This window comes from Actinophytocola xinjiangensis (assembly GCF_001921215.1).
In the GTDB taxonomy this organism is placed as follows: domain Bacteria; phylum Actinomycetota; class Actinomycetes; order Mycobacteriales; family Pseudonocardiaceae; genus Actinophytocola; species Actinophytocola xinjiangensis.
Genome location: NZ_MSIF01000010.1, coordinates 164,050 through 175,781, shown reverse-complemented (window position 1 = coordinate 175,781; position 11,732 = coordinate 164,050). Strand labels below are relative to the sequence as shown.

At 71.9% G+C, this 11,732-nt stretch carries 8 protein-coding genes; 2 read left to right on the top strand and 6 right to left on the bottom strand.

What is annotated here, in order from left to right; genetic code table 11:
- The first annotated feature begins 199 nt into the window (after positions 1–199).
- Both BLA60_RS21280 and BLA60_RS21275 read left to right on the top strand, forming a co-directional pair.
- The gene (locus BLA60_RS21280; RefSeq protein ID WP_084735158.1) at positions 200–721 is read left to right on the top strand and encodes a hypothetical protein; all 522 of its coding nucleotides are present in this window, start codon (positions 200–202) and stop codon (positions 719–721) included.
- The gene (locus BLA60_RS21275) at positions 718–1,929 is read left to right on the top strand and encodes a cytochrome P450 family protein (protein ID WP_075134703.1); all 1,212 of its coding nucleotides are present in this window, start codon (positions 718–720) and stop codon (positions 1,927–1,929) included. Before BLA60_RS21280 ends, BLA60_RS21275 begins: the two co-directional genes overlap by 4 nt.
- 573 nt (positions 1,930–2,502) lie before the next feature.
- On the opposite strand, the gene BLA60_RS21270 is transcribed toward BLA60_RS21275, so the two are convergent.
- From BLA60_RS21270 to BLA60_RS21245, 6 genes are read right to left on the bottom strand one after another with little or no spacing between them, the layout of a single operon-like run.
- A complete protein-coding gene (locus tag BLA60_RS21270; protein WP_075134702.1) occupies positions 2,503–3,642 on the bottom strand; it encodes an epoxide hydrolase family protein in 1,140 nt (379 codons plus the stop codon).
- A 1-nt stretch (position 3,643) separates the two neighbouring features.
- Positions 3,644–4,633 (bottom strand): 2,3-diaminopropionate biosynthesis protein SbnA, encoded by a 990-nt coding sequence (sbnA, locus tag BLA60_RS21265; protein ID WP_075134701.1) that lies wholly within the window; start codon positions 4,631–4,633, stop codon positions 3,644–3,646.
- 1 nt (position 4,634) lies between these two features.
- Positions 4,635–5,666: a 2,3-diaminopropionate biosynthesis protein SbnB gene (sbnB, locus tag BLA60_RS21260; protein ID WP_075134700.1), complete on the bottom strand. Its 1,032-nt coding sequence runs from the start codon at positions 5,664–5,666 to the stop codon at positions 4,635–4,637.
- Positions 5,663–9,028, bottom strand: coding sequence for a non-ribosomal peptide synthetase (locus BLA60_RS21255; protein ID WP_075134699.1), 3,366 nt, complete (start codon positions 9,026–9,028; stop codon positions 5,663–5,665). The genes sbnB and BLA60_RS21255 overlap by 4 nt, the downstream gene beginning before the upstream one ends.
- Entirely contained in the window at positions 9,025–10,056 is a 1,032-nt protein-coding gene (locus BLA60_RS21250; protein ID WP_075134698.1) for a beta-ketoacyl synthase N-terminal-like domain-containing protein, read from the bottom strand. The genes BLA60_RS21255 and BLA60_RS21250 overlap by 4 nt, the downstream gene beginning before the upstream one ends.
- Positions 10,053–11,729 (bottom strand): phytoene desaturase family protein, encoded by a 1,677-nt coding sequence (locus BLA60_RS21245; RefSeq protein ID WP_084735157.1) that lies wholly within the window; start codon positions 11,727–11,729, stop codon positions 10,053–10,055. The genes BLA60_RS21250 and BLA60_RS21245 overlap by 4 nt, the downstream gene beginning before the upstream one ends.
- Positions 11,730–11,732 lie beyond the last annotated feature (3 nt).

The following is an 11,732-nucleotide window of genomic DNA, read 5'->3' as shown; positions in this document are numbered from 1 at the left end:
GTGCGGACAACCCCCATCGCCGGTGAAACTGCCGATCGAGCGCGAGTCAAACAACAGCGCGACGGGAGCGGCAACCGCAGATAGAAAAGATTCAATCCACTTGGACAGGTCGCTGATTCAAGTTCTTTGCAGCAGGCCGGCGCGGCGCGCGGCGCGGAGGTACGGTCGCGCCGACGACTCCCCGAACGACGGGACGGGCATGCTGATCGACGAGTTCCTGCCGAAGTGGGACTTCAACGAGGTGCACCGGATCACCATCGGTGCGCCGCGTGAGGCGGTGATGCGCGCGGCCATGGAGGTCACGTGGTCGGACGTGCCGCTCGCGCAGCTGCTGATGAAGCTGACCCGCAACGACATGACCACCTACCGCAGAATCCTGGGCGACATCAAACAGTTGCTCGGCAAGGACGAGCAGGAGATCGTGTTCGGCGGGATCGGGTCGCCCAACGGCACCCCCGAGCTGGACCCGCCGGGCAGCGCGTCGTTTCGCGCGTTCGCCGAGCCGGGGTGTCGCAAGACCGTGATGAACGTCCGCTACGAGGGCGGCGTCCTGAGCACCGAGACCCGGGTCAAGGCCACCGACGAGAAGACCCGCCGGGACTTCCGCGTGTACTGGCTGTTCATCCGGTACGGCAGCGGTTTCATCCGCCGCGCGGTGCTGTCCGCGATCCGCCGCCGAGTCCGTCGGGACCTGCGAAACCACACCCGGAGCGAGGGATGACCCGCACACTGTCGAAGTACTGGTTCTTCACCGACGAGTTCACCCAGGACCCGTATCCGTTCCTGGAGACCGTCCGGCGGGAGCAGCCCGTCTGCCAGATCACCACGCCCAACGGCACCCGCGCGTGGCTGGTGACCCGCTACACCGACGTCCGCGCCGCCCTGGCCGACGACCGGATGAGCCGCGACATCAACCGCCTGTACGCGGCCCTGTCGGCGCAGGTCGGCAAGGAGCTGGTGCCGGCGCCGGAGATCAGCCACCACCTGGCCAACTCCGACCCGCCCCGGCACACCCCGCTGCGCCGGGCGATCAGCTTCGCGTTCACCAACCGCCGGGTCGAGCGCCTGCGCCCACGCATCGAGTCCACCGTGGACGACATCCTGGACGCGATCGAGGACGAGGGCAGCGCCGACCTGGTGCCCAGCCTCGCCGAGCCGCTGCCGATCATCACGGTGGCGCAGCTGATGGGCGTGCCGGACAGCGACTGGCCGAAGTTCCTGCAGTGGTCCAACATCGTCCAGCACACCGACCCCACCGACCCCGACGGTGTGCTGGACAAGAACACCCGCGAACTGTCCGACTACATGAGCGCCCTGATCGCCGACCGCCACCGGGCGCCCGGCGAGGACCTCATCACAGCCCTCATCCAGGCCGACGGTGACCATCGCCTCAACGACGAGGAGATCCTGTCCACCAGCTTCGCCCTGATGATCGGCGGGAACGACACCACCCGCAACCTCCTCAGCGGCGCCGCCGCGACACTGCTCACCCACCCCGAACCGCGCGCGCGTCTGGTCGCCGACCCGTCGACCGCACCGCAGGTCATCGAGGAACTGGTGCGCTACCTGTCCCCCGTCAACAGCGCGCTGCAACGGGTGACGACCGCCCCCGTCGAACTGGGTGGAGTGACGATCCCGGCCGGCGAACTGGTGATCATGTCGTTGGCGTCGGCGAACCGGGACACCGAGCAGTTCCCGGTGTGCCCCCACGAACTGGACCTGGACCGACCCCGGGCCCAGCACGTGAGCTGGGGGTACGGGATCCACCGGTGCCTCGGATCGCACCTGGCCAAGGCCCAGGCGGAAATCGCGATCTCCAAGCTGTTCACCCGCTTCCCGACACTACGGTTGGCGATCCCGGCGGAACAGCTGCGGCACGCACCAGGCATCAGCGTGCGCCCCCTGGTCTCCGTCCCGGTCGAAATCTGACACTGCCCGCGACGGCCCCGCTCACACCTGGATGCGGCGCTCAGCGCTGGACCGGTTCCCTCAACTGACCGAGCCCACCATTCAACACCCGAGGAAAAGATGTGAAAGTGATGCTGGAATGGTCGGTACCGCCGTATCATCCCAGCTCAGAAAGCGTCGTCCCCGCGCGCGCGGGGCTGATCCCTCCCCCGGGAGCACAGCTCCACCAGCTGCTACGTCGTCCCCGCGCGCGCGGGGCTGATCCCTTGAACGTGGGCAGGGCCTGGTCGGCGCGGACCGTCGTCCCCGCGCGCGGGGCTGATCCCACCGTGGGTTTCTACACCGCCAGTTCCGGTGGGTCGTCCCCGCGCGAGCGGGGCTGGTCCCCCAGCGGGCAGCGCACGATCAGGGACGCCTCGTCGTCCCTGCGCGAGCGGGGCTGGTCCCCCGTCCGCGCAGGGCAGTTCCCATGTCGGGATGTCGTCCCCGCGCGAGCGGGGCTGGTCCCGCCACGCGCACCGGTCGAAACCAACCGTCCACGTCGTCCCCGCGTGAGCGGGGCTGGTCTCCGGTACGCGGTCGGCGGGGTCACGCCTACCTGGGCGTGCCTCGCAGGGGGCGGAAGAAGGCGCGGAGGTCCTCGACCAGTAGCTCGGGAGCCTCGACCGCCGCGAAGTGGCCGCCTCGGGGGAGGTTGGTCCAGCGTTGGACGTTGTAGAGGCGTTCGGCCCATTCGCGGGGTGGGCGGAACATCTCGGCGGGGAAGTTGGCGAAGGCGGTGGGGGTTTCGATGCGGGGGTAGCGCATGTTCTCCCGTTCCCCCTCGTAGTACAGGCGCATCGACGAGTTCACGGTGCCGGTCACCCAGTAGATCATCAGGTTGGTGAGGAGTTCGTCCTTGGTGAACGCCTTGTCCAGGCCGCCGTCGCTGTAGGCGTGGAAGCCCTGGAGGATCCAGGCGGCCAGGCCGGCCGGGGAGTCGTTGAGGCCTACCGCCAGGGACTGGGGTTTGGTGTTCTGCACCGCCAGGTACGCGCCTTCGGTCGCCTGCCACTGCTGCAACGTCGCCACGTAGCGGCGTTCGGCGGGGGTCAGGGGGGTGCTGGACGCGCCAAGGTCGGGCATCAGCAGGCACAGGTTCAGGTGCAGGCCAAGCGCCGCCGACGGATGCCGGTGGGCCAGGGTGCTGACCAGGCGCGAACCCCAGTCGCCGCCCTGGAGGCCGTAGCGCGGGTAGCCGAGGGTGTTCATCAACGTGGCGAGCAGGTCGGCGACGTGGGCGCCGTCCACGCCGGTGCGGGCGGGGTCCGGGGAGAAGCCGAAGCCGGGGAGGCTGGGGGCCACCACGTCGAACGCGTCGGCAGGGTCGCCGCCGTGGGCGGCCGGGTCGGTCAGCGGGCCGATGATCTTGTGGACTGACCAGAAGGAGTCGGCCCAGCCGTGGCTGAACAGCAGCGGGAGGGGGGCGGGGCCCTTGCCCCTGGCGTGGACGTAGTGCAGTGGGGTGCCGTTGATGTCCGCCGTGTACTGGGGCATCGTGTTGAGGGCGCGTTCGGCGGCGCGCCAGTCGTAGCGGTGGAGCCAGTGGTCCACCAGGTCGCGCAGGTACTCGACGTCGGTGCCGTAGCGCCAACCGGAACCCGCGACCGTGCTGGGCAGGCGGGTGTGGGTCAGGCGGTGGCGCAGGTCGTCCAGCACGGACTGGTCCACGGCGATGGTGAACGGTGTTGGCATGTCAGATCCCCTTCCCCAGGTCCGACGCGAGGGCTGGCTCCATGACGTCCTCGCCGTACAGGTCGGTCACCCAGTTGCGTTGGTAGATCGAGTCCAGGTAGCGCTCGCCCAGGTCGGGGGCTATCGCCACCGCCACCCGGTTGTGGCGGCCGGGGTTGGCCTCCAGCCAGCGGCGCGCCCCCGACACGACCGTGCCGGTGGAGCCGCCGAACAGGAAGCCCCGGGCCGCCAGTTGGTAGCACGTGCGGACCGTCTCGGGCTCTGACACGTACACGACCTCGTCGATCCAGGACTCGTCCACCAGCGGCGGGCGGACGCTGGTGCCCAGGCCGGGGATCATCCGGCGTGCGGGCGGGGCGCCGAAGGTGACCGAACCCAGACTGTCCACCGCCACCACCCGTACGCCCGGGCGGTGGGTGCGGAAGTACCGGGCACAGCCCATCAGGGTGCCGGTCGTGCCGGCGCCGACGAACAGGACCGACAGGTCCGGCCAGCGGCGGGCGATCGCCGGCGCCGTCACCCGGAAGTGGGACCGCCAGTTGTTGGTGTTGCGGTACTGGTTGAGCCACACGTACGTCGAGTCCTGGTCGCACAGGCGGCGGACGTAGGCCATGCGCGCGCCCAGGAATCCGCTTTCCTCATCGGGGTCGACGATGGTGTGGACGCGCCCACCCAGGGACTCGATCATCCGTTTGGTGGACAGGTTGCAGCGCACGTCGGTCACGCAGAGGAACTCGTAGCCCTTGCTGGCCGCGACGACCGCCAGCGCCACACCGAGGTTGCCCGACGACGACTCGACGATCACCGAGCCGGGGACCAGGTGGCCGTCGCGTTCGGCGGCGGTGACCATCTCCACCGCCGCCTTCAGCTTGATCGAGCCGGCGAAGTTGAAGCCCTCGCACTTGAGCAGGACCGGCACCCCGAGCACCGCGTCCAGGTCGACGTACAGGTCGTCCTCGTTGTACTCGTACGGCGCGCTGATCACCGGCACGTCAGGCACCCCGGCCGTGGCGGTCCAGGTCGAAGAAGAAGTCCGGCACCACGGCCAGTTCGCCGCGTTCGCCGACCTGGTCGTAGACGTGCCGGCCGACCGCGAGGTCCAGCACCCCCAGGCCGAACGGGGAGAACACCACCGGCCGGTCGGCCGGCACCGGCACCCGGCCGGTCAGCACGTCGTGGAGGGTGCCGTCGAGAAAGTCGCGGTGGCCCACCCGCTGCTCGGTCAGGTGGACCGAGGTGTTGGCCTTCAGGCAGTGCTCGACGTCGTCGACGACGTTCGCCGACGCCAGGATGACCTCCGGGGACAGGTCGCGCAGGGACACGTTGAGCACCAACGGGTTGTGCGCGAACCAGGACGGGTCGTGCACGTGCGGCTCGCCGGCGACGGTGGCGAACACCACCAGGTCGGCCGAGCGGATCAGGTCCTCGGCGCTGGTGTGCACCGTGACCTCACCGTCCACGGCGGACTCGGTGACGTTGTCGCGGAAGCTCTGCGCCTGGGCGGTCGACAGGTCGTACACGCCGGTGCGCTCGAAGCGGAAACCCGAGCCGACGAGGAACGACCTGATGTAGCGGGCGATCAGCCCGGTGCCGACGAACCCGACGCTCACCGGCCGGCCGCGCTCGCGGCTGAGCCGGTCGGCGGCCAGTGCCGCCGACGCCGCGGTCCGCACCGCGCTGATGATCGAACTCTCCAGGCAGGCGTACGGGTAACCGGTGTCCCGGTCGTTGAGGATCAGCACCGCCGACGCCCTCGGGAGTCCGTTGTGGATGTTCTCCGGGAAGCTGGAGATCCACTTGAGGCCGTCGGTGCCGACCGAGCCGCCGATCGACGCCGGCAGCGCGATGATCCGCGAGGACGGCCGGTCCGGGAACCGCAGGAAGTAGGACGGCGGGTTCACCGTGTCCCCGCCACCGTGGATCCGGTACGCCTGCTCCACCAGCTCGACCAGGTACTTCTCCTGGCCGGCCAACGCGGCGTGCACCTGCGCACCGGAGATCACGGCGAACGATGGCGCTGTCATGTCAGGTCCTCCAAGGCCGGGCGGCAGTCGGCGAGGCGGACCGGGCCCGCCATCGACACGAGCACCTCGCGCTGGCCGGTGTAGGGCTCACGGCTGTGAGCCATCCGGATGTTGTCCACGATCATCAGGTCGCCGTCGCACCACGGTTCGCGTTGGGTGACCGACTCGTAGACGGCGTTGATGGTCTCCACGGTGTCCGCCTCGATGGGCGTGCCGTCGCCGTAGAGGCTGTTGAACGGCAACCCGTCCCGGCCGAACTGGGCGGTCAGGAACTCGCGGACGTCCGGGTCGAGTGTCCCCTCGTTGAGGAAGGCGATCTGGTTGAACCAGCAGCGTTCGCCGGTGACCGGGTGGTGCAGGATCGCCGCCCGGCGCTGCCGGGTCCGCAGCCCGTCACCGTCCCAGGTGAACTCGATCTGGTTGGCGCGACAGTACTGTTCGACCTCGGCGCGCTCGGTCACGCCGAAGGCCGTCGACCACGGCACGCCCACCAGGCCGTTGTAGTTGCGGGCCAGCAGCCAGCCGGTGCGCTCGAACCGGTCGACGATCTCGGCCGGCAGCGCGGCGAGCACGTCGCGGGTGTCGGCCAGGCCGGTCACGCCGCCGCCGGCCGGGGCACGCACACAGCCCATGACCATCAGGCTCGGGAACTCCAGGGCGTAGCTCAGCTCGTGGTGCATGCACATCGGCTGGTCGGCCGGCCACTCCGAGGACGAGTACACGCCCTCGGTCAGGAGCTGGCGGGGCGCGAAACCCTCCCGTTCGGGCACCGGGGCGCCGGCCACAGCACGGCTCACGTCGGCGACCTGGGCGGCGTCCTTGATGCCCAGGCCGCGCACCAGCACCGCGCCGTCGGCGGCGACCACCGCGCGCAGCGCCTCCAGGTTCTCGCTCACCCAGTCCACGGCGCTGCCGGGGGCGGTGTCGGCCTCGACGACAGGGGGGCGCCGGTCAGCGCGGCGGACGTCGAAGCCGGTCGCGGTGGTGACGGCGGTGGCCGGGCCGTCGGTGCGGCGCTCCAGCACCTCGGCCAGGTCGGCGAGCACCGGGTGTTCGGTCAGCTCGGTCAGCGAGAACCAGCGGTCGACGGCGATCACCAGCCGCACGGCCGACAGCGACGTGCCGCCCAGTTCGAAGAAGTTCTCGCGCAGGCCGACCCGGTCGACCGGGACCTTCAGCACGTCGGCCCAGGCCCGCGCCAGGCGGCGCGCGGTCGGGGTGACCGGCGTTTCGACGACGTTTTCCCGCTCGGCGGCGAGCACGCCGAGCCGCTTCTTGTCGATCTTGCCGTTGTCGGTCAGCGGCATCGCCGGCAGCCGGTGGCAGCGCACCGGAACCATGTACTCGGGCAGCGTCTCGGCCAGGGCGGCGCGCACGTCGTCGCCGGTAAGCGTGTCCCGGGCGGCGAAGAACGCCACCAGCTGCTTGTCCCCGCCGGGCGACTCGGTGACCACGACGGCCGCGTCGGCGACCCCGGGCACCCGCAGCAGCTGGTTGTCGATCTCGCCGATCTCGATGCGAAAGCCGCGGATCTTGACCTGCGCGTCGCGCCGGCCGGCGAAGCCGAGCGTGCCGCCGGGCAGCCAGCGGCCGAAGTCGCCGGAGCGGTAGAGCCGGGTGCCCGGGCGGTGCGGGTCGTCGACGAAGCTCTCCCGGGTGCGGGTCTCGTCGTTGATGTAGCCGCGGCCGACGCACAGCCCGGAGAACACGATCTCGCCCGGCGCGCCCAGCGGCACCGGCTCCAGCCGGTCGTCCACCACGTACACGCCGATGTTGGCGACCGGGCGGCCCAGCGGGACGCTGTCGTGCGCGGGCACCGAGCGCAGCACCTCGTGGTTGGTGTCGTCGGAGGTCTCGGTCAGGCCGTAGGCGTTGACCAGCGCGATGTCGGGGTAGCTGGCGAACCAGCGGGCCGCCAGCTCCACCTTGATCGCCTCGCCGGTCACCGACACGCAGCGCAGCCGGCCCAGCGACGTCGGGTGCGCTTCGAGCTGGGTGAGCACGACCTCCAGGTAGGAGGGCACCATCTGCAGCACCTCGACGTCGCCGCCGACCACCCGCTCCAGGTAGCGCTCGACGTCGAGCACCGCCTCCTGCTCGACGATCAGCGTGCGCCCGCCGACCAGCAGCGGCGCCACCAGCTGCCACAGCGAGATGTCGAAGCACTGCGGCGCGGTCTGGGCGACGACCTGGCCCTCGCGGATGCCCAGGTCGTCGATCTTGGCGAACAGGTGGTTGAGCATGCCGGCGTGCTCGCACATCGCGCCCTTGGGCGCCCCGGTGGACCCGGAGGTGAAGTACACGTAGGCCAGCTGGTGCTCGCCGACCTCCACGCCCAGGTCGGTGGCGTCGCCGTCGCCGGCGTATTCGCCGGCGACGAGGATCGGGACCGGGCCGCCGGTGGAGGCCAGCGCGACCGTCAGGTTCGTGGTGCTGGCCATCTCGGTGAGCACGAAGCGGCACTCGCTGGCACGCAGCATGGTGGCCATCCGGTCGGCCGGGAAGTGCGGCTCGACCGGCAGGTACACGGCGCCGGCCTTGAAGATCGCCAGCACGGCGACCAGCCAGTCGAGGTCGCGTTCGGTGACCACGGCGACGACGTCCTCGGCCCGCACGCCCCGCGCGCGCAGGCCCCGGGCGACCCGGTTGGCGCGGGCGTTCAACTCCCGGTAGGTCAGGCGCTGGTCGCGGTGCTGCGCTGCCACGGCGTCGGGCAGCCGCGCCACGATCCGCTCGAACACCTCGTGGGTGCGCACCGGCGGCAGCGGGCGTTCGCGCACCGAGTCGATCTGGGCGGTGTACTCCCTGGCCGAGATCAGCCGCTCGGCGCGGTGGTCGGCGTCGGGGTCGCTGGTCAGGGCGCGCAGCGCGGTCCCGTAGTAGCCGGCGATCCGCTGGGCCTGGTCGGCGCCGACGGCGCCGGCGCGGTGGCGCACCCGCAGCCGCAGCATGTCGTCCAGGGGCTCGCAGGACACCGCCAGCAGCTCGTGCTCGGTGAGGTCCGGTTCGCCGCCGGCGGTGTCCAGCACGGTCTCCGCGCGGGTGTCGGCGGCCGGCAGGGTGCGGGCGGCGGCGGCCGAGGCGACCAGCTCCGCCCAGCTGCCGTCGCGGACCTCGACGCTGACCGGGGTGGCCGGCCCGGTGCCGGTGCGGTGACTGGTGATCACGGTCGGGTCGCCGGTGAGCGCGGCGACGACCTTGGCGTGCACGGCCAGCAGCAGCACCGGTTCGGTCACCGACCAGCGGGCGGCGAGCGCGGTCAACGCCTCGGTGACCTCGGCCGCCACGACCTCGACGACCTCGCCGGCACCCCGGCCGTCGGGGTCGGGCCAGCGGGGCAGCGGCGACGACTGGAACCTCATGGGTGAACCTCCACGCTGGGGGCGGCGGCGATCCGCAGCAGGCCGCAGGCCACCGCGCCGGTGTGTTCGACGGCGGTCACCACGGCCAGGCGTCCCGCCGCCGTCGGGTCGTGCTCGGCCGTGGCGAGCACGGCGGCGAGCTGGAACGGCACGCTCGCCGCGGACAGGTCACCGAGCCGCTCGGCGACCGGGATCCGGGTGGCGGCGGGCAGCAGCGCGTCCAGCACCTCGGCCTCGTGCCGGCCGGCCGGGCCGCGCGCGCCGCACGGGGCGACCGCCCACACCTGCCCGGGATCCACCCGGCGCAGGGCGCGGTCCACCCGCAGCCGCAGCGCCGCCGCGAGGTCGCCGTCGGCGGCGACCCCGGTCTCGACGGTGAGCACCTCGGCCAGCACCCGCCGGCCGGGGCCGACGGCGCCGGCCCGCTCCACGACGTGCACCGCGCAGCCCTCGCCCAGCGGCGCGGCGACCCCGGCGGCGTGCGTCTCGATCGCCTCGCGGGCACCGGAGTGCTCCTCGACGCCGCCGCACAGCACGCGTTCGGCGCGCCCGGTGGCCAGCAGGCGCCGGGCGATGGTCAGCGCGTGCAGGCCGACGGCGTGCCCGCCGGCCACGGTCGTGTTGGGGCCGGTGAGGTCGTGCCAGATGGCGCACTGCCCGGCCGCGCAGTTCATCACCGTGTTCGGGAACCGCGACGGCTCGACCTGGTAGGGCAGGTCGGCCTCCAGGCCGGAGCGGGTGAACTCCATCATGCTCTCGGCGCTGCCGGTGGTCGTGGTGAGCACCAGCCCGGTGGGGCCGGGCCCGGTGTCCGTTCCGGCGAGCAGCGTGCCGACCGCGCTCACGGCCAGGCCCGTGACCCGGTCCATCGAGCGGGTTCCCTTGCGGCCCAACGCCTCCTTGGGCGAGAAGCCGGGCACGCGGTGGTCGGTGCCTGCGCCGGAGCGCACGCCGGCGACGAACGCGTCGCGGCCCTGGCCGTAGGCCGAGACGGCCGACCAGCCGGAGATGACGATGCCCGCGTTCACCGCGCGCCGCCGATCCTGGCCAGGCCCTTGGCTCCCCGGCGGGCGGTGCCCCGGGAGACCCGCAGCGGGTCCCAGTTCTCGTCGCGTTCGGGCAGCAGCGTCGGGTCGCCGAGCACCGCGCCGGCGTGCACCTCGGGCAGCAGCCGCCGGCCCAGGATGGTCGACGCGCAGGCCACGCCGCCGGTCATCACGGCCATCACCCCGCAGCCGAAGCGGGTGCCCTGGCCGACGACGTGCAGGCCGCGGACCGGCATCCGCTCCGGGCGGGTGCCGGCCGAACCCCAGCTGGCCAGCCCGAACGGGGTGCCGCCGGTGGAGCGGGTGTAGCGCTCCTGGGTGAGCGGGGTCGCGGTCTCCAGGTGGGTGATGCTGTCCCGGAACGGCCCGATGGCCTGCTCGGCGGCGACCAGCATCGCCTCGGTGATCCGGTCCTTCTCGGTGCGGTAGTCGTGGTTGCGGCGGTAGCGCTCGCCGGCCGTCGGCCCCTGCTCGACGCCCCAGCTGGCGTAGCCGGGCGGGCACAGGGTCATGATCTGGAAGTTGCTGTGGCCGGGCGGGCAGACCGTGCGGGTGTCCGGGTCCTTGAGCGAGGCGAAGGAGAAGAACAGGAACGGCACCTCGTCGGTGAGGCCGTCGGCCAGCCGCGCGTAGGCGCCGTCGATGTCGTTGTCCCGGTGCCACCACAGGTTCGCGTTGGGCAGGCCGGTCAGCTCGCGGTCCAGCGCGACGTAGAGCACGACCATCGGCCAGCCGGGGACGGCCTCGCGGGTCTTGGTGACCATGCTGCGCGGGAAGTGCTCCGGGCCGACCAGGTCCAGCACGGTGCGGGAGAAGTCCGCGTTGGACACCACGACCGGCGCCGCCAGCGTGGTGCCGTCCTCCAGCTCGACACCGGTGACCTGCTTGTCCGACACCAGGATCCGGGTCACCGTGGCGCTGGTGCGCAGCTCGCCGCCGTGCGCCTCGATCACCTCGACCAGCGACGCGCCGAGCATCTGCCCGCCGCCGACCGGGTAGTAGGCGCCGCGCAGGTAGTGGTCGGTGACCGTGGCGTGCGTGGTGACCGAGACCTGGCTGGGCGACATGCCGTAGTTCAGCGACTGCGCGGCCAGCAGCGTGCGGGCCTTGGGCGAGAACCCGCACTCGGTGAACAGCTCGTCGAGGGTCCGCCGGCCCCAGCGGGCGGTCTCCGGGGTGCGTTTCATCAGCTCGATGGCGGTGAGCTCGTCGCTGGTGAGCAGCAGCGAGCGCATCTCCTCGGCGATCGCCTCGCACACCGCGGCGAACGTGCGCAGGCCGGCGGACTCGCCGGGCAGCGCCTCCTCCAGCCGCTTGAGGTACTGGTCCCAGCCGACCGGCACGTCCACCACCGCGTCGGGCAGCACGGTCCGGTCGAACCCGTCGCGGTCCATCTCCCGGAACCGCACCCGGTCGGCCAGGCCGAGACCGCCCAGGATCGCCGGGATCACGCCGCCGGGCCCGCAGTCGCCGAGGTAGTGCACCCCGACGTCGAACTCGTAGCGCCGCCGGCGGCGGAACACGTGACTGTTGCCCCCGGCGATGTCGTGGTGTTCCAGCACCAGCACCCGCTGCCCGCCGGCCGCGAGGTAGGCCGCGCACACCAGCCCGCCCAACCCGCTGCCGACGACGATCGCGTCGAACCGCTCGTCCACCTG

Bases quoted from the DNA above. Each gene is read 5' to 3' on its own strand.
- BLA60_RS21270 (WP_075134702.1), bottom strand. From the start codon at position 3,642: ATGCCAACACCGTTCACCATCGCCGTGGACCAGTCCGTGCTGGACGAC.
- BLA60_RS21255 (WP_075134699.1), bottom strand. From the start codon at position 9,028: ATGAGGTTCCAGTCGTCGCCGCTGCCCCGCTGGCCCGACCCCGACGGC.
- BLA60_RS21280 (WP_084735158.1), top strand. From the start codon at position 200: ATGCTGATCGACGAGTTCCTGCCGAAGTGGGACTTCAACGAGGTGCAC.
- sbnB (WP_075134700.1), bottom strand. From the start codon at position 5,666: ATGACAGCGCCATCGTTCGCCGTGATCTCCGGTGCGCAGGTGCACGCC.
- BLA60_RS21275 (WP_075134703.1), top strand. From the start codon at position 718: ATGACCCGCACACTGTCGAAGTACTGGTTCTTCACCGACGAGTTCACC.